Source organism: Streptomyces malachitofuscus, assembly GCF_055571035.1.
The window spans coordinates 97,410-118,497 of sequence record NZ_JBVIGA010000015.1; the positions used below are offsets into that span (position 1 = coordinate 97,410).

Below are 21,088 nucleotides of genomic sequence, written 5' to 3' on the forward strand. Positions count from 1 at the left end.
CCCGTCCCGACCCGGGGCTCCGCCCCGGACCCCGCTCCTCAGGGCCGGAGGGGCCGGCACACAGGGGCGTCGTCAGGCAGCCGTCGGCTCCGTGGCGAGGGTGTGCAGGCGGGTGACGACCTCGGTCAGCTGCTCGACGACCTCGCTGTCGTCCGCCGGGTGCGTCTCGGCGAAGCGGGTCACGGAGCCGGGGATGGACAGCTTGATGTCCTCGATCACCTTGCCGCCGGCGATGCCCACGGCCTTGCGCGCCTCGTCCTGCGCCCAGACGCCGCCGTACTGGCCGAAGGCGGTGCCGACGACGACGACCGGCTTGCCGCTGATGGCGCCGGCACCGTACGGGCGGGACAGCCAGTCGATGGCGTTCTTCAGGACGGCCGGGATCGTCCCGTTGTACTCGGGGGTGAAGAGCAGCAGCGCGTCGGCGCCCGCGGCGGCCTCGCGCAGCTTGGCGGCGGCGGCCGGGACGCCGCCCTCCACGTCGATGTCCTCGTTGTAGAACGGGATCTCGGCCAGCCCCTCGTAGAGCGCCACGTCGGCGCCCGAGGGAGCGAGCTTGACCGCGGCCTCGGCGAGCTGACGGTTGTGCGAGCCCGCGCGAAGGCTGCCGACGAGAGCGAGGATGCGAACAGACATGACGAAAACTCCAGGGGGCTGAGTTGGCCTCGACAAAATCCGGACCGTGGTCCGCTTCGTTGTTGTAGCACTTTAACCGGACCGCGGTCCAGTTTCTTCCCCATGCTTTACGCTGACTTCATGTCCGCCGCGCCGCCGCCCGCCCCGACGCCACAGGAGCCCGTCGAGCCGCTGGAGTTGCTTCAGCTCGGCACCGACGCCGACGAGCCCTGCCTGCGTGCCGACGCCGCCCGCAACCGCGCCAGGCTGCTGGAGGCGGCCGCCCGGCTGGTCGCCGAGCGCGGGGCCGAGGGCATCACCATGGAGGAGGTGGCGGCAGCAGCCCGCGTGGGAAAGGGGACGGTCTTCCGCCGCTTCGGCGACCGCACCGGACTGCTCACGGCGCTCCTCGACCACTCCGAGAAGAAGTTCCAGGCGGCCTTCCTCAGCGGGCCCCCACCGCTCGGCCCGGGCGCGCCCGCGGTCGAGCGGCTCCGGGCGTTCGGACTCGCCACACTCCGGCGGACCGCCGAGGAACTGGAACTGCAGCTGGCCGCCGAGCCGGAACCCGGACGCCGTTTCACCAACGCACCCCGCCGGGTGCGGCGCCACCACGTCAACCTGCTGCTGCGCGAGGCGGTCCCGGGCGCGGACTGCGCCCTGCTGGCCCACACGCTGATGGCGCAGCTCGACCCCGCCCTCATCCACCATCTGATCCGGCAGTGCGGCATGCCCCTGGAGCGGCTGGAAGCCGCGTGGGTGGACCTCGTCGACCGGGTGACGTGCTCCGCGAGTCCCGGCTGACCGTCTCAACTCACCCGGCCGCCGCGCCCGTTACGGCTTCTGCAAGGATGCGGTACGTCATGGTGCAGATACCCAACCCGCCCGCGCCCGCGTCCCCCGCACCGACGCGCTCCGTACCCACGAGCGCCGATGTGGCCCGCCTGGCCGGAGTCTCGCGCGCGACCGTCTCCTACGTCCTGAACAACGCCGGCGCCGTCCGGATCAGCGAACCCACCCGGCGCCGGGTCCGCGAAGCCGCGCGGGAACTCGGGTACGTGCCGCACGCCGCGGCCCGCAGCCTGCGCGCCGGGCACAGCCGTATGGTCCTGATGCCCGCGCCGGCCTTCCCCGTCGGCCCGCTGTACAGCCAGTTCATCAACGACCTCCAGAGCGCCCTCGGCCGCCTCGACTACACGGTCGTGCAGTACGGCACCGTCGGCCTGCACGACGACGAGGCCGCCCGCTCCTGGGCGGAGCTGCGGCCCGTCGCCGTCCTGGTCCCCGGCTCCGGACTCGGCCCGCGCGGGGTGGAGGTGCTCAAACGCTCCGGGGCGCGGGCCGTCGTCACCCTCGGCCCCGATGCCGTCGAGGGCGCGCACGCCCTGCTCATGGACCACGACGTCGTCGGCCACAGCGCCGGCGCCCACCTCTTCGACCGCGGCCGCCGCCGGATCGGCGTGGTCGTCCCGCGCGAGCCCGGCCTGGAGACGTTCTCCGCGCCCCGGCTGGACGGCGTGCGCGCCGCCGTGGACGGCACCGACGCCACGGTCACCGAGCTGCCGCTGGCGCACGACGAGGGCGCCGCCGCCCGGCTCGCCGCCCGCTGGCGCGAACTGGGCCTCGACGCCGTGTTCACGTACAACGACGAGTACGCGATGCTGCTCATGCGCGCGCTGAAGGACGAGGGCATCCGCATCCCCGAGGAGGTCGCCGTCGTCGGCGCGGACAACCTGATGCTGGGCCGGCTGCTGCGGCCCCGGCTGAGCACCGTCCACCTCGAACTGCCCTCCGGCCGGGAACTGGCCGAACTGGTCGACCGCGCGGTGCGCGACCCGGCGGCCGCGCCCGAGGCCCACAAGGTGCTCGGGGCGTCGGTGGTGCGACGCGAGTCCAGCTGACACCGTGGGAGGCGGCCGACGGGTACCGGGCCCGGGCAGGAAAGGGGCGCGACCCCTCCGCCGCCAGGCCCTCCCGGGGCTAGGATGTTGCGCGCTCAACCGCATGGGTACGCGAAGGACGACCGCACCCACGCCGCTCCGGCGTGCCGGTGACCGATCGGAGAGCCGCCATGACGTTGCTCGACCCCACGCCCCGGCCGTCCCGCCCGCTCACGGGACCCGAGCACCCCGTCACCGAGCCGGCCACCGGTGACACCCTCGGCACCGTCACCCTCGCCACCGCCGAGGACGTCGAGACCGCCGCCGAGGCCGCCCGCGCGGCCCGGACCGGATGGGCCGCAGCACCGCACTTCGTCCGCGCGGCGGTGCTCCGCAAGGCCGGCGACCTGTTCGCCGGCCACACCGAACTGCGGGAGTGGCTGATCCGCGAGGGCGGCAACATCCCCGGCAAGGCCGACTTCGAACTCCATGTGGCCGCCCAGGAGTGCTACGAGGCCGCCGCCCTCGCCTCCCGCCCCGCCGGACAGGTGCTGCCCACCGAGGAACCGCGGCTGTCCTACACCCGGCGCGTACCGGTGGGCGTGGTGGGTGTCATCGCCCCGTTCAACGCGCCGCTGATCCTCTCGATCCGCTCCGTCGCGCCGGCCCTGGCGCTCGGCAACGCGGTCGTCCTCAAGCCCGACCCGCGCACCGCCGTCTGCGGCGGACTGGCGCTCGCCGCGGTGTTCGCCGAGGCGGGGTTGCCCGAAGGGCTGCTGCATGTGCTGCCCGGGGGGCCGGAGACCGGTCAGGCCCTGGTCGCGGACCCGCACATCCCCGTCATCTCCTTCACCGGCTCCACCGGCGCCGGCCGGGCGGTCGGAGAGGCCGCCGGCCGCCATCTGAAGCGGGCCCATCTGGAACTGGGCGGGAACTCGGCGCTCATCGTGCTCGAGGACGCCGACCTCGACGCGGTGATCTCCACGGCCGCCTGGGGATCGTTCTTCCACCAGGGCCAGATCTGCATGACCGCCGGACGGCACCTGGTCCACGCGTCGCTGTACGACGAGTACGTCGAGGGGCTGGCCGCCAGGGCCGACTCCCTCACCGTCGGCGACCCGTACCGCGAGGAGGTCCATCTGGGCCCGCTCATCGACCGCGGTCAGCTCGGCAAGGTCCATGGACTGGTCGAGGCCAGCACGGCGGGAGGCGCGAAGCTCGCCGCCGGCGGCACCCACGACCGGCTCTTCTACCGGCCCACGGTCCTCGCCGACGCGGACGACCTCACCCCCGCCTACACGGAGGAGGTCTTCGGGCCCGTTGCCCCGGTACGGTCCTTCGCGAACGCCGACGAGGCGGTCGCGCTCGCCACCGCCAGCCCCTACGGACTCTCCCTGGGCATCGTCACCGCGGACCCGGCCCGCGGTCTGTACCTCGCCGACCGCATTCCGACCGGCATCGTCCACATCAACGACCAGACCGTCAACGACGAGGCCGTCGCCCCCTTCGGCGGGGTGGCCGCGTCCGGCACCGGCTCCCGCTTCGGCGGGGACGCCAACCTGGAGGCCTTCACCGACCTGCGGTGGACGACGGTGCGCGGCGCCGTCGCCCGGTACCCGTTCTAGCGGCGCGCCGGCCGCGCGAAGGCGCTCACTCGCCCGCGGCCGACGCCTGCCCCTGCTGTGCCTGCTGCTCGGCGATCTGCTTGCGGACCTCGTCCATGTCCAGCTTCCGGGCCTGCCCGATGACATCCGTCAGCGCGGCCTCGGGCAGGGCACCCGGCTGGGCGAACACGGCGACCTGATCGCGCACGATCATCAGCGTGGGAATCGACTGGATCCCGAAGGCCGCGGCCAGTTCCGGCTGCGCCTCGGTGTCCACCTTGCCGAACACCAGGTCCGGGTTCTCCTCCGCCGCCTTCTCGTACACCGGTGCGAACTGACGGCAGGGGCCGCACCAGGCCGCCCAGAAGTCGATCAGCACGAACTCGTTGTCCGTGACCATCTGGTCGAAGTTCTCCTTGGTGAGCTCCACGGTGCTGCTCATGGGTGATTCCCTCTTCCTGGTGTCGGGGCGAGCCGTCGGCACAACACGGCCGGCCGGTCACGTATTCCGCGCCCCTACCCATGTGGTCAGGGGGCACACCACCCACCAGACTGACGCCATGACGGAAACGCAATCGACGCAACTGGAAGCAACCGCCTACGACGTCGTGGTGCTCGGAGCCGGGCCCGTGGGCGAGAACGTCGCCGACCGCACCCGCGCCGCCGGGCTCACCACCGCGGTCGTGGAGAGCGAACTGGCCGGCGGCGAGTGCTCCTACTGGGCGTGCATGCCCAGCAAGGCCCTGCTGCGGCCGGTGCTCGCCCAGGCCGACGCCCGTCGCCTGCCCGGACTGAGCCAGTCGGTCCGGGGCCCCCTGGACACCGACGCCGTGCTCGCCCGCCGCAACTACTTCACCTCCGACTGGAAGGACGGCGGTCAGGTCCAGTGGCTGGAGGGCACCGGCGCCGACTTCCACCGGGGACACGGACGGATCACCGGCCCGCGTACCGTCACCGTCACCGGCCCCGACGGCGGCCGTCGAGTCCTCACCGCCCGGCACGCCGTCGCCGTCTGCACCGGCAGCCGCGCGAAGCTGCCCGACCTGCCGGGGCTCGCCGAGGTGAGGCCGTGGACCAGCCGGGAGGCCACGAGCGCGCAGTCCGCGCCCGGGAGGCTGGTCGTGGTCGGCGGGGGCGTCGTCGCCACCGAGATGGCCTGCGCCTGGCAGGCGCTCGGCTCGCGGGTCACTGTCCTGGTGCGCGGCAGGAGCCTGCTCAACCGCATGGAGCCGTTCGCCGGCGAGATGGTCGCCGAGGGCCTCGCCGAGGCCGGCGCCGACATCCGCACCGGCACCTCGGTGAAGTCGGTGACCAGGGAGAACGGCACCGTCCTCGTCGTCACCGACGGCGGTGACCGGATCGAGGCCGACGAGATCCTCTTCGCCACCGGCCGCGCACCGCGCACCGACGACATCGGCCTGGACACGATCGGCCTGGAGCCCGGCTCATGGCTCTCCGTCGACGACAGCCTGCGGGTCACGGGCCACGACTGGCTGTACGGCGTCGGTGACGTCAACCACCGGGCACTCCTCACCCACCAGGGCAAGTACCAGGCCCGGATCGCCGGCGCCGCCATCGTCACCCGGGCCGCAGGCGAGTCCGTACGCGCCGAGGAGTGGGGCGCGCACGCCGCCACCGCCGACCACGCCGCCGTCCCCCAGGTCGTCTTCAGCGACCCGGAGGCGGCCGCCGTCGGCCTCTCCCTGGCCGAGGCGGAGCAGGCCGGCCACCGCGTCCGCGCCGTCGACGTCGACCTGTCCTCGGTCTCGGGCGCAGGCCTCTACGGCGACGGCTACAAGGGCCGTGCCCGCATGGTCGTCGACCTCGAGGAGGAGATCCTGCGCGGCCTCACCCTCGTCGGCCCCGGCGTCGGGGAGCTCATCCACGCGGCGACCATCGCGGTGACCGCCCAGGTCCCCATCGGCCGGCTGTGGCACGCGGTCCCGTCGTACCCGACGATCAGCGAGGTGTGGCTGCGCCTGCTGGAGGCGTACCGGGACGCCTGAGCCGCAGAGGCGGCAGCCCTCCCGGGCCGGGAAGGGACGGCGGGCGCGAACGGTTCTCGAGCGCGGGGCGGCGCTCGCTCGGGGTGGCGCGTCCGGGGCGTGGCCTTCTCGGCCCTCCGGGCCGGGGCAGGGGTGGCGTGCGGGAGCCACCCACGGGGTCCGTCAGTGGCCGCTCACGGCAGCTCGAAGCCCAGGTGCCGGGCCGCCCCGTCCGGCGTCGGCTGCGACCAGCGCTCCGCCACGGCTGCGTTGGACGACAGTGAGCGCGGCTCGGCGCGGTCGAGGTACAGCGTGCCGTCGAGATGGTCCGTCTCGTGCTGCACGATGCGGGCGGGCCAGCCGGTGAACACCTCGTCCAGCGCCCGCCCGTGCTCGTCCTGCCCGGTCAGGCGCACCTCGGCGGCACGCGCCACCACCGCCTGATACCCCGGCACGCTCAGACACCCCTCGAAGAACGCCGCCCGCCCGGTACCGGCCGGTTCGTAGACGGGGTTGACCAGCACCCGGAACGGCTGCGGCACCCGCCCGCGCGCCACGCGCACCTCAGGTGGAACGGGCGCCGGATCCTCGATCACCGCGATCCGCAGCCCCACTCCGACCTGCGGCGCGGCCAGCCCGACACCCGGCGCAGCGTGCATGGTGACCCGCAGGGCCGCGACGAACCGGGCCAGCAGAGCGGACCCCAACTGGCCGTCGTACGGCTCGGTGCCCCCGCGCAGCACCGGATCGCCGGCCGAGACAATGGGCAACGGCCCTCCCACGGCGAGCAGTTGCTCGACCCGCTCGGCCAAGGGCGCGCGATCGTCCGGAATTTCCATCCTGTCAGGATCGCACGCCCAGGGCGTGTGCCACAGGTCACACACCCCGTCCGGGAACCCCACGCCCCGTCGCCCCGACTACTGCACCACCATGTCCGCCCATGTTCCCGGGAGAACCCCACCGATGACCACCGCTCCCTCGACCACCACGGACGAGGCCCCGCAACCCCCTGCCCCCGCACCCGCGAAGAGCGCATGGGCCGCCCTGCGCCCCCTCGTCCTGCGCCTGCACTTCTACGCGGGCGTGCTGGTGGCGCCGTTCCTCCTCGTCGCCGCCCTCACCGGCCTGCTGTACGCCGCCTCCTTCCAGGCCGAGAAGATCGTCTACGGCCACGAGCTGACCGTCCCCGTCGGCGACCGCGAACTGCCCGTCTCGGAACAGGTCGCCGCCGCCCGCGAGGCCCGGCCCGACGGCACGATCACCGCCGTACGCCCCTCACCCGAGGCGGGCGCCACCACCAGAGTGATGCTCTCCGGCATACCTGGCGTGGACCCCGACCACACCCTGGCCGTGTTCGTCGACCCCTACACCGCCGAGGTGCGCGGCGAGCTGGAACAGTACGGCTCCTCGGGAGCACTGCCCCTGCGCACCTGGATCGACGAGTTCCACCGCGATCTGCACCTCGGTGAACCGGGCCGTCTCTACAGCGAGCTGGCGGCCAGCTGGCTGTGGGTGATCGCGTGCGGCGGACTGGTCCTCTGGTTCTCCCGGCGCCGCGCGCTGCGCAAGGTACGCGGCACCGGCGGGCGGCGCCGCACACTGGGCCTGCACGGCAGTGTGGGCGTCTGGGCCGCGGCCGGCTTCGTGTTCCTTTCGGCGACCGGTCTGACCTGGTCCACCTACGCAGGCGCGAACATCGGCGAACTGCGCGCCTCCCTCGGCCAGGAGACCCCGTCGGTGTCGGCGGCGGCCGGCGAACACGCGAGGCACGGCGCGGCCGGCGGTGCGACCGGTGACGCGGCGTCCGGGGCCGGCCTGGACCGGGCCCTCGCGGCGGCGCGGGCCGAAGGGCTGGGCAACCCGGTGGAGATCGTCCCGCCGGCCGACGCGAAGTCCGCGTACGTGGTGCGGCAGATCCAGCGCAGCTGGCCCGAGAAGCAGGACTCGGTCGCCGTCGATCCCGCGACGGGACAGGTGACCGACGTCCTGCGGTTCGACGACTACCCGGTGCTCGCGAAGCTCACCCGCTGGGGCATCGATCTGCACACCGGCAGCCTCTTCGGCCTGGCGAACCAGATCGCTCTGATGGTGCTCGCCCTCGCCCTGATCCTGCTCATCCTGTGGGGGTACCGCATGTGGTGGCAGCGGGGCCGCGGCTCCGCCTTCGGCCGGCCGGTCCCGCGGGGCGCCTGGCAGCAGGTGCCGCCGTACGTGCTGGTCCCGCTGCTGGCGCTGGTCGCCGTACTGGGCTACTTCGTGCCGCTGCTCGGCATCCCCCTGGCCGCGTTCCTCGTCGTCGACATCGTCCTCGGGGAGGCTGCCCACCGGCGGGGGCGGCGGACGTACGGAGGCGGCAGCGCGGTGTCCTGACGCGGGCCGCTCGTGCCGGTGCCCGGCTCCCCGAGGGGGGACCGGGCACGGCACGAGCCCGCCGACGGCCTAGGCGTCGTCGAACTCGCCGCCCAGCGCCGCGGCGATACGCAGATGCGGCTGGGCCTCGTCGTCACGTCCCTGCCGCTGGAGGGTGCGCCCCAGCATCAGCCGGGCGTAGTGCTCCACCGGGTCGCGCTCCACGATGACCTTCAACTCCGCCTCCGCCCGGCGCAGCTGGGCCGAGTGGTAGTAGGCGCGCGCCAGCAGCAGCCGCGGTCCGGTCTGCTCCGGCACCTCCTCGACCAGCGCGCCCAGGACGCGCGCGGCGGCGGTGTAGTCCTTGGCGTCGAAGAACATCCCGGCGCGCTCCCAGCGCTCGGCCGGCGTTCCGTGGTCGTAGTACATGGTGTCCACTCGTGACCTCCTTCGGCGGCGGCAACGGATCGGGTGAGTGGTCTATTCCCATGCTGGTCCGGTCACGCGAACCGGCGTCTGGACGATCTGTCCAGACGCCGGACATGTGGTCTAGGATGAGGGGAGGAGAAGGCGGGAGGTCTGCCCATGACAGCCGAACCGGCCAGGGACGCCGAGCGGGACGCGATCCTCGCCGCGCTGGCGCCGGTCGTCGACGGGATCGCGGCGACGTTCGGACCGGTCTGCGAAGCGGTGCTGCACGACTACCGGCGCCCCGAGCAGTCGGTGGTCGCCGTGGCCGGGTCGGTGACCGGGCGCGCGGTGGGCGGGGCGATGAGCGAGATCGGCATGCGGGCGCTGGCCCGCGGCGACGAGGCGGACGACGAGCTGAACTACGTCACCCGGACCGGGAACGGAACCCTCGTGAAGTCCTCCACCATGGTGCTCCGTGACTCCACGGGAGCGGTGTTCGGCGCCCTGTGCGTCAACGTCGACATCACCGCCGTCGGCCAGGCGCACACCCTGCTCGGCGCGCTCGCCGGCCTCGGCGCGGGACCGGCCGAACCGCCGACGACCACCTTCGGCAACGACATCGACGCCGTGGTCGAGGCGATCGTCGACGCCCACCAGTTGCGGCAGCACCGCGGCTGGGCGCAACTCGACCGCGCGGAACGCCTGCGGCTCTTCCGTGACCTGGACGCCCGCGGGGTCTTCGCCGTACGGCGGGCGGTCGAGCAGGTCGCCGGCCGGCTCGGGATCTCCCGCGCGACCGCCTACAGCTACCTCTCCCAGTCCAGGACGACCACCGACCCGACCCCCGCTGGAGGCACCGCGTGACGACCGCCACCCCGCCGATCACCCTCGACGACGTCCGCTCCGCCGCCGAGCGTCTCAAGGGCGTCGCCCACCGCACGCCCGTCCTGCGCTCCCGCACACTGGACGCGCTCGTCGGCGCCGAGGTCCACCTCAAGTGCGAGAACTTCCAGCGCGTGGGCGCGTTCAAGTTCCGCGGCGCCTACAACGCGGCCTCCCGGCTCACGCCCGAGCAGCTGTCCCGGGGCATCGCCGCCTACTCCTCCGGCAACCACGCCCAGGCGGTCGCCCTGGCCGCACGGGAGCTGGGCACCACCGCCGTCATCGTCATGCCCGAGGACGCCCCGCCGTCGAAGCGGGCGGCCACCGAAGGGTACGGCGCCGAGATCGTCACCTACGACCGGTACACCGGCGACCGGGTCGCCGTCGCCGAGGCACTCGCCGCAGAGCGGGGCCTGACCGTCGTCCCGCCCTACGAGCATCCGCACGTCATGGCCGGGCAGGGCACCGCGGCGCTGGAACTGGTGGAGGAGGCGGGGGAGCTGGGCGTCCTGCTGGCGCCGGTCGGCGGCGGCGGACTGATCGCCGGGAGCGCCACCGCGGTCAAGGGCCTGCACCCGGCCACGCGGGTGATCGGCGTCGAGCCGGAAGCCGGGGACGACACCAAGAGGTCGCTGGAGGCGGGCCGGCGCGTCAGCATCCCGGTCCCGCGCACCATCGCCGACGGCCAGGCCCTGCACACCCCGGGTGAACTGACCTTCTCGGTCAACCGGCGGCTCCTCGACGGAATCGCGCTCGTCGGCGACGGCGAGATCCGGGACGCGATGCGGTTCGCCTTCGAGCGGCTGAAGATCGTCCTGGAGCCGAGCGGGGCCACCCCGCTCGCCGCGCTGCTCACCGGCCGAGTGGCCCCGCTCCGGGGGCGCGTCGGCGTCATCCTGTCCGGCGGCAACGTCGACGCCGCGCGATTCGCCCGGCTCTGCGGGGCGGACGACTGACGGACCCGCAGGGCCGTCACCCGAATGGCGGCCCCGACGGGACGGGCGGACGATGAAGGAGTGGGGCCCGGCCCCCGCCGGTACCGTTCGGGGCAGACGGAGACCGGACCCGGTCGTACGGAGCGACGACCGGAAGGGAGAAGGGGCATGTTCGAGGTCAAGACGCTGGACAAGCCCGACGAGCGACGCGATTTCCCCAGGGGACACCTCGAGGCCGTCCACCTGAGCGGACTGGACTTCGCCGTCGCCACCTTCGAGCCGGGGTGGCGCTGGTCCGAGTCCGTCGGCCCCATCGCGGGGACGGAGAGCTGCCGGATCCACCACAACGGCTACGTGGTCCAGGGGCGCATGCACATTCGCATGGACGACGGCGGCGAGGGCGAGGTCGGCCCCGGTGACGTCTTCGTCTGCCCGCCGGGGCACGACGCGTGGGTCGTCGGCGACGACCAGGTCGTGGTGTACGACTTCGCGGGCGCCATGGCCCAGGACTACGCGAAGGCGGAGTAGCCGGCCGGCTCCCCGGTCACCCGGAGCCGTCCGGCCGGCTGCCGGGTCACCCGGAGTTGTACCCCCAGCGGGCACGACCGTCCTTGCCCATGAAGCACTTGGCGGGACGGCCGTCGGCGGTGATCGCGGTCGCGCCCACGGGTGAGCAGAACTGTCCGAATCCGACACCGGCCTGACCGCCACCGCCGGAGCCCGAACCGCCGGTGGTGCCACCGCTGCCGGAGCCGCCCCCGCTCGACGAGCCCCCGCCGGTGCTCCCTCCCGTGGAGCCGCCCCCGGTGCTCCCGCCGGTGCCACCTCCCGTCGAGCCGCCGCCCGAGGTGCTGTTGTACGAGGGTTTCGGCTTCGGCGCGGGCTTCGGCTTCGGCTTGGGCTTCGGTTCGGGGTCCGGGCTGGGCTCGGTGCACGGCTCGCCGGAGCCGATGAGCCACAGGCGGACCGACTCCGACCCCGAGATCCGGACGCCGGGTTCGGGATGCTGCCGGCACACGGCCCAGTCGGCCGGGTCCTGTTCGCGCAGGAGCTTTCCCGTGTGGGCGTGGAAGGGGAACACGGGGTCCAGGCGAAGGTTCTCGAGCGTCTCCGAGGCGTTGTCGAACCGCGAGCCGACGAGGTCCGGCATGGTCAGCCGACGCGGGCCGAGCAGCCGCGTCGGGCACTCCTCCTGCTCGGGGACGGCGTACAGCGTGAGCGTCCTGCCGGACGGGCGCACGGACAGGTCGGGGGAGGGCGTCTGGAAGCACACCCGCCAGCCCGGTTCGTCGGTCGGCACCGACCGCGGACCGGAGGCGGCGTAGGAGGCCGACACCGTCCTCCAGCCGTCCTCACGGGCCCGCAACACCGCCGTGTCCAGGGCGGACCCCGTGAAGTCGGCGACGACGGCCGCGGACCGCTTGCTGTCGTCCCGGGCCAGAGGCTGCTCCCCGTCGGACCCGGAGCCGGATCCGGAACCCAGGCCGCCCACCACCATCGCCGCCGCGAGCACCGTCACCGCGACCGGGTGCCTCCGCACCCATGTGAACAGCCGTGTACCCCGCCCGGGACGCAGCGGGGAGCCGGGCGGCACCAGTTCCCCCGCCGCCTCGAGGAGTGCGCCCTTCGGGTCGATCTTCGATCCGTGCAGCCTGCGCGGCCTGCCGTCGACGAGGATCTCGACGGCGTCGAGGACCCCGGACGCCCGCCGGAGAAGGTGCAGGGGCCGCGGGACCCGGGTGGCCCGGGGGGAGAGGATGCTGCCGAGCAGGATGAGCCCATGGTCGGTGAGCACGGCGACGCCCCACCCGTCGTGGTACACGGCCCGCACGGTCTCGCCGGACCGGAGCTCCGCCTGCAGCGCCTTCTTGTGCCCCTCCGGGACGGTGATGGTTTCACCTGCGGCGATGACGGCGGCAAGAGGGTCTGGGGTCAGTGGATCGGGCATCGGTTCCCTCGTGCTGTGCGGCCGTCGGTGTCGGACATGGCGGGATGTTAGCCGATCGTCGATCTTCCTCGACACGGGCCTGACACGAGTAATCGGGGAGTGCTCCCCGTTTGCGTGGTAGCGTCGGCCCGTAGAAGCGGGGACAGGTCCCCGCTGGGGAGGAGGGGTCGGTGTGTCCGATACGGCACTGGTGCTGGGCGGCGGCGGGCTGACCGCGTACGCCTGGGAGGCCGGCGTACTGGCGGGGCTGGCGAAGGCAGGCGTGGACGTCGGCGACGCCGAGGTGCTGGCCGGCACCTCGGCGGGTGCACTGCTCGCGCTGGAGCTGGCGACGGGGGCGGCGCCGGCCGACCTGTACGAGGAGCAGGTCGGCGGCAAGCGGGTCATGCCGGACGTGCGCTTCACCCTCCGCATGACGGTCAAGTACCTCTGGGCGGCCCTCGGTTCACGGGACCCGGAGGCGGTGGTCCAGCGGCTGGGCAGACTCGCGCTGTCGGTGCGCGGAAAGTCGGCAACCGATGTGTTCGAGGCGCTGGAACCCCAACTGCCGGTGCGGGAATGGCCGGAGCGGACGCTGCGGTTCTTCGCCACCGACGCGTACACCGGGCGGACCGAGGGGTTCGGCGCCGACAGCGGCGTCGAACTGCTGCGGGCCGTGGCGGCCACCTGCGCGCTGCCGCCGGTGTTCCCGCCGATCCCGGTGGGGGAGGGGCGCTGGATGGACGGAGGCGTGCGGTCCACGACCAACGCGGACCTGGTGGACGACTGCCGGAGGGTCGTCGTCCTGGCACCGATTCCCAAGGGGCCGGGAGCGAGCCCCAGCGCCGTCGGCCAGGTGGCCGCACTGCGGGCGGGCGGTGCCCGCGCCACCTTGCTGACGCCCGACCGCCAGGCCCGACGGGCCTTCGGCCGCAACGCCCTGGACGCCTCCCGCGTTCCGGGCGCGGCCCGGGCGGGACTGCGGCAGGGGGCCGAATACGCCGATCAGGTCCGGGCCGTCTGGCACGGCTGAACGGCGGCACCCGGGCCGGCGGCCGGGTCACACCGGCAGCAGCCGTCCCACCAGCGCGTTCAACTGCCCTACGGTGCGGCACTCGTGCATCTCCAGCAGCTGCGCGTACTCGGGTGCCGCGGAGTCGCCCGTGCCCCAGAGGGAACGCGGCTCGGGGTTCAGCCAGTGCACGCGCCGGGCGCGCCGGACCAGCTCCCGCACGGCCGCCAGGTTCGGATCGCCCATGTTGGTGCGGGCGTCGCCGAGAACGAACACCGTGGTCCGGGAGCCCACGGCGTCGGCGTACCGCTCGGTGAACTCGCCCAGCGCCATGCCGTAGTCGCTGCTGCCGTGCCAGCCGGTGAGAGTCGCCTCGGAGCGGATGCGGGCGCCCAGGCCCTCCGCGTCGGCCGCGCCGTGCTCGAGCAGCCCCGTCACCTCGTCGATCCGGTTGACGAAGGCGAACACCCGCACCTTGCTGAACTGGTCGTGCAGCGCCTGCACCAGCAGCATCGTGAAGTCGGAGAACCCGGACACCGAGCCCGACACGTCGCACAGCAGCACCAGTTCGGGCCGTGCGGGCCGGCGCCGGCGCAGCACGGGCCGCATCGGCACCCCGCCGGTCGACAGTGAGCCGCGCAGGGTGCGGCGCAGATCGATCGTGCCCCGCGCTGCCCTGCGGCGGCGGGCGGCCAGCCTGGTCGCCAGCTTCCGGGCCAACGGCTGCACCGTCCGCCGCAGTTCCGCCAGCCGGTCCTTCCCGGCGAACAGGAAGTCGACCCGGTCGGCCGTCGGCGCCACCGCACGCCGGGCGACCTCGTCACGGCCCCGCCGTTCCGCCACGCGGCGCCGTGCCTCCACGGCCACCATCCGGCGGAACTCCTCGATGCGCCGCCGGATCTCGTCCTCCAGGAACCGGTCGGCGAAACCTCCGCCGCCGTCCCTCCCGCGCACCTCGTCCCGCACCCGCGCCAGCAGCGTCTGCGGACGGATCCGGTCCAGGGCCTGGTACGACGACCAGCCGTCCGAGCCCGGTGAACTGCCGTATCCGCCGAAGCCGTCGACCGCCTCCACCGCCAGCCGTCCCAGCCGTGCGGTGTCGTCGTCGGCGAGCGCGGCCGCCAGCCGCTCCCGCAGGTCGTCCCGGTCCCCGGACCCGCCCTGAGGGGCGCCGACCCGGCGGGGGAAGTACAGGTCGAAGACCGCGTCGAACACCGGGCGTTGTGCGGTGCCGTGCAGCACGGTGGCCGCCAGGCCCTCGCGGAGCAGGTCCCGGTCGGCGAGTCCGAGCGCCTCCACCGCCCGGGCGGCGTCCACGGTCTCGCCCGTGCCGATGCGCACGCCGTGGGAGCGGAGCGCGTCCACGAGCCCGGCCAGCCGGGCGGCGAGGTCCTGGTCCGCCACGGCGTTCACACGGCGTCCAGGTCGAGCTTGGCCGCCGCCTTCTGGATGTCGTCCCGGTGCTTGAGGATCACGCCGAGACTGTCGCGCACGACCGTCTCGTCCAGGGTGCCGGCGCCCAGCGCCAGCAGGGTGCGGGCCCAGTCGATGGTCTCGGCCACCGACGGCACCTTGCGCAGATCCATCGCACGCAGGGCCCCCACGACCCGGACGACGGACTCGGCCAGCGCGGTGTCGATCCCCGGCACCTTCAGCCGGACGATCCGCCGCTCCAGCTCCGCGTCGGGAAAACCGATGTGCAGGAACAGGCAGCGGCGGCGCAGCGCCTCGGACAGCTCCCGGGTCGCGTTCGAGGTGAGCACCACGAACGGACGGCGGGTCGCGGTGACGGTGCCCAGCTCGGGAACGGTCACCTGGAAGTCGCTGAGGACCTCGAGGAGCAGACCCTCGACCTCCACGTCCGCCTTGTCGGTCTCGTCGATCAGCAGCACCTTGGGGTCGTCGCCGCGGATGGCCGTCAGCAGGGGGCGGGGCAGCAGGAACTCCTCGCTGAAGATGTCCGTGCGCGCCTCGTCCCAGCTCTCGTCGCGGCCGGCGCTGATCCGCAGCAGCTGCTTGGCGTGGTTCCACTCGTACAGGGCTCGCGACTCGTCGACTCCCTCGTAGCACTGGAGCCGGACCAGCCGGGCCCCGGCGACCTTCGCGACGGCCTTGGCGAGCTCGGTCTTGCCGACCCCGGCAGGGCCCTCCACCAGCAGTGGCTTGCCGAGCCGGTCGGCGAGGAAGACGGTCGTGGCGACCGCGGGCGACGCGAGATAGCCGGTCTCGGCGAGGCGCGCGGAGACGTCGTCGACGGAAGTGAACAACAGGGCCTCCGGCTGAGCACGGGGAACGACGGTGTCCGGACACCTTCGCAGTGTCCGGACACTATCCAAGCGCTTGCTCATCGTTCTGTCACGCGGTCGCGGCCACCGCCCGCACCGCCGGCGTGCGCAGCACGCGCCGGGCCGTGAACAGGCTCGTGCCCAGGGTCGCCGCCGCGCCGACCGCGGCGACGGCCACCCACATGCCCGCCAGTTGCCCCGGCAGCACCGCGTCACTGCGGACCACGGTGAACGGCACGATCCCGGCCAGCGCCGCCAGCGTGCCGAACAGCAGCCCGACGACCGTGAGGACCAGCCCCTCGACGCCCACCACGCCCAGCACCTGCCCGGGCGTCGCCCCGGCGAGGCGCTGCTGCCCGAACTCCCGGCCCCGGTAGGTGGTCGCTGCGTACAGCGAATTGACCAGCATCACGCAGACGAAGACCACGATGATGCCGACCACCGTGTGGTTGAGGGTCTCCAGGTTCTTGGCGTCGACGGACTTCACCCGGCCCGAGGCCGCCACCGCGTCGCTCTCCACCGCCTGCATGGTGAGCGTGGCCGTGGACACCGCCGTGAACAGGATCAGCGCCATCAGAATCCCGGACAGTTCACCGGCCCGCCGCCGCAGGTTCCGCACCGCGAGCCAGCCGCTCGCCCCGCCGAACGCCAGCCGGCCGAGCACGCCCGTCAGCAGCCGCGGCGCCATCAGCGCGAACCCCACCGACAGCAGGATCGCCCCCTGCGCCGGGAACGCCATCAGCATCTCGTCCGACGCGGACAAGGCGAACGTGGACGCCGCCGCCACCGCACCGGCCGCCAGCGCCGCCCAGGCGAACACCGGCCGCCGCCGCACGGTGCGTCGCCGCCCCCGCGTGACCCGCCGCATCGCGAGCAGCGCCGCGCCCGCCGAAGCGACCAGGGTGACGCCGGCACCGGACGACAGCGCCACCGCCCCGAAGGAGTGGTCCACGGACCCGGCAACCTGCCCCGTGTCCTGGAACAGCTCCACCAGCAGCCGCCCGCCCAGCACCGCCGGCAGGACCGCCGCTGCCGTACCCGCCACGGCCACGGCCACGGCCTCGCCCACCACCATCCGCCGCAGCTGCCCGGGCGTCGCCCCCGAGCAGCGCAGCAGCTCCAGTTCGGCCGCCCGCTGCCGCACGTTGACCGTCAGCGCGGAGGCGACGGCGAAGAACACCAGCAGCGTGCCGTACCCGCCGACCACCCCGGCCGCCGTCCGCAGCGTCTCCGAGCTGACCGCGTCGACGCCCGGCGCGCCGGCGGTGTCGTACATCGAATGGAACGCCATGACGATCGCCGCGCCCAGAAACGCCGACAGCAGCGTCGCGAGGAACCGTCCGGGCCGCTGCCGGACCGACCGCAGAGCCAGTACGAGCATCGCTCACACCCCCACCGGCGCGTCGTCGCCCAGATGCGCCAGCCGCTCCGCGACCGCGTCGGCCGTCGGGGTGTCCATCCGCCCGGCAAGCCTGCCGTCCGCGAGGAACAGCACACTGTCCGCCCAGGAGGCCGCGACCGGGTCGTGCGTCACCATCACCACGGTCCGTCCGTGCACCCGCACCGCCTGCTGGAGCAGCGTCAGCACCTCCCGCGCGCTGCGCGTGTCCAGCGCACCGGTCGGCTCGTCCGCGAAGATCACCCGTGGTTCGGTGACCAGCGCCCGGGCGATCGCCACCCGCTGCCGCTGACCGCCGGACAGCTCGTCGGGCCGGTGCCCGAGCCGGTCGCCCAGACCGACGGCGGTGAGGATCTCCCGGACCCGACGCCGGTCCACCCGCCTGCCGGCCAGCTTCAGCGGCAGCACGGTGTTCTGCGCCACGGTCAGCGTCTCCAGCAGGTTGTACTGCTGGAAGACGAACCCGATCCGTCCGCGCCGGAACTTCGTCAGCTCCGCCTCGCCGCCCCCCGTCAGCTCCGTCCCGTCGACCCGCACGATGCCGCTGTCCGGCCGGTCCAGGCCCGCCGCGCACTGCAGCAGCGTCGACTTGCCCGAGCCGGACGGCCCCATCACGGCGGTGAACGTGCCCCGCGCCAGACCGAGCGTCACCCCGTCGAGGGCGGTCACGGCACTGTCCGCGGTGCCGTAGGACTTGGTGACCTTCACCAGCCGCAGCGCCTCGGCGGCGGGCTCCGTGGCGCGGTCGGGTCGTGCCCCGTTGCGAAACATCGTCATCTCCTCCGTCCGGCACGCCCTGTGCCCACCGAAGACGCTACGGAGGAGAAGGCCGCACCACACGGGGCGCAGAACCCGTATCGCCGGGTGCACTCAACGACACCCCGCGCGGGGGCTCACCCGACCAGCACGACGTCCAGCGCGCGCGGCCCGTGGACGCCCTCCACCCGGTCGAGCTCGATGTCGCTGGTCGCCGAAGGACCGGAGATCCAGGTGAGCGGGCGGGCCGGATCGAGGCGTCCGAGGGCCTGCGGGACGGAGGAGACGACCTGGTCCGGGACCCGGACCACACAGATGTGGTGGTCGGGGACCAGGGTGATGCGCCGTCGGCCCTGGTCGGGGGAGCCGTCCAGCACGATCGTGCCCGTCTCGGCCACGGCCACCGCGCAGGCGGTCACCACACTGTCCACCCGGTCCAGCTCGTGCGGGGTGCTCTCCGCCCGGTCGGCCACCCGGGTCACGTCCGCCGACGCGAGCCACGCCGCGTCGAGGCCGGCAGGCACGAGCACCGACGACGCGCCGCGCGAGGCGAGCAGCCCGGCGACGACACCGGCCAGCCCCGCCGCGTCGGTGCGGTGCACGACCGCGCGGTAGTCGGCCAGATTCTCGGCGAGCAGGTCGACCGTCTCCTCGGGCGTACGCTCGCCGTGCACGCGCAGATAGTCCCGGGTCACCGCCCGCTCGTACGGCGTGTCGTCCCTCGGCACGTCGGCGAGGGCCCGCCGCACCCGGCCCAGGATCCGTTCCCTGCTGCTCACGCGGCACCGCCCTTTCCGCTCTGCGTACGCTTCCACCAGTCCCGGAACGGCTCCGCCGGCACCGGCGGCAGGTCCCGGGTGCCGCTCCACGCCCGGCCCGGGCCCGGCAGGGTGCGCGGATGCAGACGCCGGGTGCGCGAGGCGAGGCGCTGGCCCGCCCGCAGGGCTCCGGGACGGGTGAGCGCCCAGCGCGCGGCGCGCATCGCGGCCCGCTCGGCGGCATGCCCCTTCGCGGGTTGCAGCACCACCTTGTTGCCCGCCCGCGTCACCGGGCCGCCCTCCACCACCCGCTCCCGCAGATGCACCAGCACCTCGGGGATGTCGATGGCGACCGGGCACACCTCGTAGCAGGCCCCGCACAGCGACGAGGCGTACGGCAGGGACGCGTCGACCGCGCTGCCCGTGCCCCGCAGCTGGGGACTGAGGATCGCGCCGATCGGCCCGGGGTAGACCGAGCCGTACGCGTGCCCGCCGGCCCGCTCGTAGACCGGGCACACGTTGAGGCACGCCGAGCAGCGGATGCAGCGCAGCGCCTGCCGGCCCACCTCGTCGGCGAGGGTGTCGGTGCGGCCGTTGTCCAGCAGCACCAGGTGGAAGGTGCTCGGCCCGTCCTCCTCCGTCGTGCCGGTCCAGGTGCTGGTGTACGGGTTCATCCGCTCGGCGGTCGAGGAGCGGGGCAGGGTCTGCAGGAACACCTCCAGGTCCTGCCAGGTCGGCACGATCTTCTCGATGCCGACGACCGAGATCAGCGTCTCGGGGAGGGTCAGGCACATCCGCCCGTTTCCCTCGGACTCCACCACCACCAGCGTGCCGGTGTCCGCGACCATGAAGTTGGCTCCGGAGACGCCCACCTTGGCGCGCAGGAACTTCTCCCGCAGATGCAGCCGTGCGGCCTCCGCCAGTTCGGCGGGCGTGTCCGTGAGCCCGTCGGGGGCGGGGCGGCCCCACTCGCCCATCTCGCGGGCGAAGATCTCCCGGATCTCCCCGCGGTTGCGGTGGATCGCCGGCACCAGGATGTGCGAGGGCCGGTCCTCGCCCAACTGCACGATCAGCTCGGCCAGGTCGGTCTCGTAGGCGCGGATGCCCTCGGCCTCCAGGGCCTCGTTGAGCCCGATCTCCTGGGTGGCCATCGACTTGACCTTGACGACCTCCGACTCACCGGTCTCCTTGACCAGCCGGGCGACGATCCGGTTGGCCTCGCCGGCGTCGGCGGCCCAGTGCACGGTGCCGCCCGCGGCCGTCACCGACTCCTCCAACTGCTCGAGATAGCGGTCGAGATGACGGAGCGTGTGGTCCTTGATCCGCTTCCCGGCCTCCCGCAGCTCGGCCCAGTCGGTCACCTCCGCCACGGCCTTCGCGCGCTTGGCCCGGATGGTGTGCGTGGCATGCCGCAGGTTGCCGCGCAGGGTGGTGTCGCGCACGGCGTCCCGGGCGGCCTCCGGAAACGCCGGCATCCCGACGAACGTCCCGCTCATACGACCGGTTCCTCCTCCGTGTTCGCCAGGATCTCCGCGATGTGCACCGGCCGCATGCCGGTGCGCAGCCTCGTCATCGTTCCGCCGATGTGCATCAGACAGGAGTTGTCCGCCGCGCACAGCACCCCCGCGCCCGTCGACTCGGCGTTGCGCACCTTGTCGGCGCCCATCGCCGCCGAGACGTCGGAGTTCTTCAGCGCGAAGGTGCCGCCGAACCCGCAGCACTCCTCGGCGCCCGGCAACTCGACCAGCTCCAGCCCCTTCACCGCCCGCAGCAACCGCAGCGGCCGCTCGCCCAGGCCGAGTCCGCGCAGCCCGTGACAGGTCGGGTGGTAGGTCACCTTGTGCGGGTAGTACGCCCCGACGTCCGTCACCCCCAGGACATCCACCAGGAACTCCGTGAGCTCGTACGTCGTCGGCACGACCGGCGCCAGCATCGCCGCGAGGGTGTCCCCGCGCCCCTCGGCCCGGGCCCGCTCACCCATCCTGGGATACAGCTCCCGCACCATCGCCCCGCACGACCCGGACGGCGTCACGATCGCCTCGTAGTCCCGGAAGACCTCGGCGAAGTGCCGGGCCAGCGGCTCCGTCTCGTGCCGGTATCCGGTGTTGTAGTGCGCCTGACCGCAACAGGTCTGCGCCATCGGGAAGTCGACGTCGACGCCCAGCCGGGTCAGGAGTCTCACCACGGCGCGCCCGGTGTCCGGAAAGAGCGTGTCGTTGACGCAGGTCAGGAACAGAGCGACACGCATCGCGGCTCCTCATGGACTGGATCATCGGGTGAATGCAGGGTA

At 73.5% G+C, this 21,088-nt stretch carries 21 protein-coding genes; 9 read left to right on the forward strand and 12 right to left on the reverse strand.

Translation table 11 applies throughout. The features are described from left to right. Positions 1-72: 72 nt before the first annotated feature. Positions 73-636: an NAD(P)H-dependent oxidoreductase gene (locus ACZ44S_RS22345; protein ID WP_466931663.1), complete on the reverse strand. Its 564-nt coding sequence runs from the start codon at positions 634-636 to the stop codon at positions 73-75. A gap of 120 nt (positions 637-756) precedes the next feature. Here ACZ44S_RS22345 and ACZ44S_RS22350 point away from each other — a divergent pair, with 120 nt between their 5' ends. The 3 genes from ACZ44S_RS22350 (at position 757) to ACZ44S_RS22360 (ending at position 4,120) form a co-directional block, all read left to right on the forward strand. Beyond that, the gene (locus ACZ44S_RS22350; RefSeq protein ID WP_466931665.1) at positions 757-1,419 is read left to right on the forward strand and encodes a TetR/AcrR family transcriptional regulator; all 663 of its coding nucleotides are present in this window, start codon (positions 757-759) and stop codon (positions 1,417-1,419) included. A gap of 59 nt (positions 1,420-1,478) precedes the next feature. Further along, positions 1,479-2,516 carry a LacI family DNA-binding transcriptional regulator gene (locus tag ACZ44S_RS22355; RefSeq protein ID WP_466931667.1) on the forward strand — a complete coding sequence of 346 codons (1,038 nt, stop codon included), beginning with the start codon at positions 1,479-1,481 and terminating at the stop codon, positions 2,514-2,516. A 170-nt stretch (positions 2,517-2,686) separates the two neighbouring features. Next, positions 2,687-4,120 (forward strand): aldehyde dehydrogenase family protein, encoded by a 1,434-nt coding sequence (locus ACZ44S_RS22360; RefSeq protein WP_466931669.1) that lies wholly within the window; start codon positions 2,687-2,689, stop codon positions 4,118-4,120. A 25-nt stretch (positions 4,121-4,145) separates the two neighbouring features. Here ACZ44S_RS22360 and trxA read toward each other — a convergent pair whose 3' ends face one another. Beyond that, the gene (trxA, locus tag ACZ44S_RS22365; protein WP_466931671.1) at positions 4,146-4,541 is read right to left on the reverse strand and encodes a thioredoxin; all 396 of its coding nucleotides are present in this window, start codon (positions 4,539-4,541) and stop codon (positions 4,146-4,148) included. A 118-nt stretch (positions 4,542-4,659) separates the two neighbouring features. Here trxA and ACZ44S_RS22370 point away from each other — a divergent pair, with 118 nt between their 5' ends. Then, positions 4,660-6,105 (forward strand): dihydrolipoyl dehydrogenase family protein, encoded by a 1,446-nt coding sequence (locus ACZ44S_RS22370; RefSeq protein WP_466931673.1) that lies wholly within the window; start codon positions 4,660-4,662, stop codon positions 6,103-6,105. A 173-nt stretch (positions 6,106-6,278) separates the two neighbouring features. Here ACZ44S_RS22370 and ACZ44S_RS22375 read toward each other — a convergent pair whose 3' ends face one another. Next, positions 6,279-6,923 carry a peptide deformylase gene (locus tag ACZ44S_RS22375; protein WP_466931675.1) on the reverse strand — a complete coding sequence of 215 codons (645 nt, stop codon included), beginning with the start codon at positions 6,921-6,923 and terminating at the stop codon, positions 6,279-6,281. A gap of 124 nt (positions 6,924-7,047) precedes the next feature. Between ACZ44S_RS22375 and ACZ44S_RS22380 the strand changes: the two genes are divergently transcribed. Then, positions 7,048-8,454 (forward strand): PepSY-associated TM helix domain-containing protein, encoded by a 1,407-nt coding sequence (locus ACZ44S_RS22380; RefSeq protein WP_466931677.1) that lies wholly within the window; start codon positions 7,048-7,050, stop codon positions 8,452-8,454. 69 nt (positions 8,455-8,523) lie between these two features. Here the strand turns inward: ACZ44S_RS22380 and ACZ44S_RS22385 are convergent, their stop codons facing one another. Then, complete coding sequence (locus ACZ44S_RS22385; RefSeq protein WP_466931679.1) at positions 8,524-8,871, reverse strand: tetratricopeptide repeat protein; 348 nt, start codon at positions 8,869-8,871, stop codon at positions 8,524-8,526. A 147-nt stretch (positions 8,872-9,018) separates the two neighbouring features. Here ACZ44S_RS22385 and ACZ44S_RS22390 point away from each other — a divergent pair, with 147 nt between their 5' ends. The 3 genes from ACZ44S_RS22390 (at position 9,019) to ACZ44S_RS22400 (ending at position 11,189) form a co-directional block, all read left to right on the forward strand. Further along, complete coding sequence (locus ACZ44S_RS22390) at positions 9,019-9,708, forward strand: helix-turn-helix transcriptional regulator (RefSeq protein ID WP_466931681.1); 690 nt, start codon at positions 9,019-9,021, stop codon at positions 9,706-9,708. Beyond that, positions 9,705-10,682, forward strand: coding sequence for a pyridoxal-phosphate dependent enzyme (locus ACZ44S_RS22395; RefSeq protein ID WP_466931683.1), 978 nt, complete (start codon positions 9,705-9,707; stop codon positions 10,680-10,682). The genes ACZ44S_RS22390 and ACZ44S_RS22395 overlap by 4 nt, the downstream gene beginning before the upstream one ends. A gap of 147 nt (positions 10,683-10,829) precedes the next feature. Further along, entirely contained in the window at positions 10,830-11,189 is a 360-nt protein-coding gene (locus ACZ44S_RS22400; RefSeq protein ID WP_466931685.1) for a cupin domain-containing protein, read from the forward strand. 46 nt (positions 11,190-11,235) lie between these two features. On the opposite strand, the gene ACZ44S_RS22405 is transcribed toward ACZ44S_RS22400, so the two are convergent. Beyond that, positions 11,236-12,609: a hypothetical protein gene (locus tag ACZ44S_RS22405; RefSeq protein WP_466931687.1), complete on the reverse strand. Its 1,374-nt coding sequence runs from the start codon at positions 12,607-12,609 to the stop codon at positions 11,236-11,238. A 172-nt stretch (positions 12,610-12,781) separates the two neighbouring features. Between ACZ44S_RS22405 and ACZ44S_RS22410 the strand changes: the two genes are divergently transcribed. Continuing rightward, positions 12,782-13,621: a patatin-like phospholipase family protein gene (locus ACZ44S_RS22410; protein WP_466931689.1), complete on the forward strand. Its 840-nt coding sequence runs from the start codon at positions 12,782-12,784 to the stop codon at positions 13,619-13,621. Positions 13,622-13,648: 27 nt separating this feature from the next. Here ACZ44S_RS22410 and ACZ44S_RS22415 read toward each other — a convergent pair whose 3' ends face one another. The 7 genes from ACZ44S_RS22415 to ACZ44S_RS22445 all read right to left on the reverse strand — a co-directional run bounded on the left by ACZ44S_RS22415 (position 13,649) and on the right by ACZ44S_RS22445 (position 21,046). Next, positions 13,649-15,013 carry a vWA domain-containing protein gene (locus ACZ44S_RS22415; RefSeq protein ID WP_466931691.1) on the reverse strand — a complete coding sequence of 455 codons (1,365 nt, stop codon included), beginning with the start codon at positions 15,011-15,013 and terminating at the stop codon, positions 13,649-13,651. Next, positions 15,010-15,867, reverse strand: coding sequence for an AAA family ATPase (locus tag ACZ44S_RS22420; protein WP_466931693.1), 858 nt, complete (start codon positions 15,865-15,867; stop codon positions 15,010-15,012). The genes ACZ44S_RS22415 and ACZ44S_RS22420 overlap by 4 nt, the downstream gene beginning before the upstream one ends. An 88-nt stretch (positions 15,868-15,955) precedes the next feature. Next, complete coding sequence (locus ACZ44S_RS22425; protein ID WP_466931695.1) at positions 15,956-17,266, reverse strand: FtsX-like permease family protein; 1,311 nt, start codon at positions 17,264-17,266, stop codon at positions 15,956-15,958. Positions 17,267-17,269: 3 nt separating this feature from the next. Further along, positions 17,270-18,055 (reverse strand): ABC transporter ATP-binding protein, encoded by a 786-nt coding sequence (locus ACZ44S_RS22430; protein WP_466931697.1) that lies wholly within the window; start codon positions 18,053-18,055, stop codon positions 17,270-17,272. A gap of 122 nt (positions 18,056-18,177) precedes the next feature. Then, positions 18,178-18,819, reverse strand: coding sequence for a LutC/YkgG family protein (locus tag ACZ44S_RS22435; RefSeq protein ID WP_466931699.1), 642 nt, complete (start codon positions 18,817-18,819; stop codon positions 18,178-18,180). Further along, positions 18,816-20,294: a LutB/LldF family L-lactate oxidation iron-sulfur protein gene (locus ACZ44S_RS22440; RefSeq protein ID WP_466931701.1), complete on the reverse strand. Its 1,479-nt coding sequence runs from the start codon at positions 20,292-20,294 to the stop codon at positions 18,816-18,818. Before ACZ44S_RS22440 ends, ACZ44S_RS22435 begins: the two co-directional genes overlap by 4 nt. Continuing rightward, entirely contained in the window at positions 20,291-21,046 is a 756-nt protein-coding gene (locus ACZ44S_RS22445) for a (Fe-S)-binding protein (protein ID WP_466931703.1), read from the reverse strand. The genes ACZ44S_RS22440 and ACZ44S_RS22445 overlap by 4 nt, the downstream gene beginning before the upstream one ends. Between the last annotated feature and the right edge of the window lie 42 nt (positions 21,047-21,088).